This window comes from Mycobacterium sp. 852002-51163_SCH5372311 (genome assembly GCF_001667115.1).
GTDB lineage: Bacteria > Actinomycetota > Actinomycetes > Mycobacteriales > Mycobacteriaceae > Mycobacterium.
The window spans coordinates 1-1,498 of the sequence record NZ_LZIJ01000103.1; the positions used below are offsets into that span (position 1 = coordinate 1).

The following is a 1,498-nucleotide window of genomic DNA, read 5'->3' on the forward strand; positions in this document are numbered from 1 at the left end:
CGGGCGTTGTCGAAGGTGCCCGGGTAGTTCGGGTTTGGGAAGATTGATGCCGACGGTGTCGCTGGGGGCGGGGGTTCGTGGGGGCCGGCGGAATCGTTCGGGGTGGGCTGCGTAGTAGGCCTGCTGGGTGTTGTTGCGTCGTTCCCAGAGTCGACGCCACGTGCCGTCGTGGACGTCGTTCGGCGAGAACAGGGCGATGCCGGAGTGCTTGTGATTCTGGTTGTACCAGGGCACGTAGCAGGCCATGTATGCGCGGGCGTCCTCGATGGTGTCGAAGGTGCCCGGGTAGTTCGGCCTGTACTTCATTGTGCGGAACTCCGATTCGGAGAACGGGTTGTCATTGCTGACCCGGGGCCGGTTGTGGGTCTGAGTGATACCCAGGCTCGCGAGAAGTTCCTTGAGTGCGTGAGAGCGCATCGCCGGTCCCGAATCGGCGTGCACCGCAGCGGGCTTGCCGTGTTCGGCGAAAGCGGTTTCGAACATGTCAACAGCGAGATCATCGACTTCGCGGTCCTCGACGCGCCAACCAACAAGTTTGCGGGAGAAGATATCGATGATCGAGTACGCCTTGAACGACACACCCCGCCATGGCGTGCGCAGATCGGTGATATCCCAGCTCCACACCTGCCCCGCCCCGGTGGCTTCCAGCACCGGAGCCTGCCGCGGCGGGGTGACGCCACGGGCCCGGGTGGGTGCGACCGGGCGGGCAGACTGATCTTCGATATCGGCGGCGATACGCCACCACGTCCGGCGTGACCCAAGCATGATCCCGCTGTCCCAGGCGCAGGCGAAAGCGTGATCGACCGAGACACAGTCCTTCCAACCCGCACAAATCAACTCCTCGATCCCCGCGCGGTCAGCGTCGGCAATCCGGGACCGATAAGCGCGGATCTTCTGCGGAATCGGGTCAGCGACACACTGCCGCGGATGGTGTCGGTAATGCCACGTCGAGCGGGCCACCCCCGCGATAGACAGCGCCGTGCGCTGCGAGCCGGTCGCTGTGGTCAACTCGGCAACGAGTTGGTTCTCGGCGGTCAGGAATTGGATGGATCGGTCGTCGTGGGGGTGTCGGCGGGCTCGTGCTCGCTCATCTCGTGCAAGAGCCCGATAGCTTTTCCCAACGCATCGTTGGCCTCCTCGAGTTCACAGATCCGGGCGTTGAGCCGTTCGACCTCGATCTGATGAGCGGCCTGCTCGGCGGCGCGCATCCGTGCAACCGCGGTCCGTTTAGCTGGGGGCACCGTCACAAGACCACCCTCCCGCGGGATCAGCCCCTTGTCGAGATCACCTTCAAACAGCGAATCTCGCCACCGCCACATCTGCCGGGCAGAAATCCCATGTTCCACCAACCACCCAGCCTTCCGGCCATGCGACAACCCCTGATACTCGAACACCAATTCACAGATCTCCGCCGACGTGAACCCCGCACTAATCGACAACCACCGCTCCCTCCACTGAATTCGAGTCGACTGACTCACAACCAGACTGGCGAAGAGGG

Annotated in this window: 2 protein-coding genes; both read right to left on the minus strand. The window is 63.5% G+C overall.

Features of this window, described 5'->3' with window-relative positions; translation table 11 throughout:
* The coding region (locus A5791_RS13515; protein WP_067237154.1) for a DDE-type integrase/transposase/recombinase at nucleotides 1-1,008 on the minus strand (1,008 nt) is incomplete at its 3' end.
* Between the two features lie 26 nt (nucleotides 1,009-1,034).
* Nucleotides 1,035-1,439 (minus strand): hypothetical protein, encoded by a 405-nt coding sequence (locus tag A5791_RS13520; RefSeq protein ID WP_067237151.1) that lies wholly within the window; start codon nucleotides 1,437-1,439, stop codon nucleotides 1,035-1,037.
* Nucleotides 1,440-1,498: the final 59 nt, after the last annotated feature.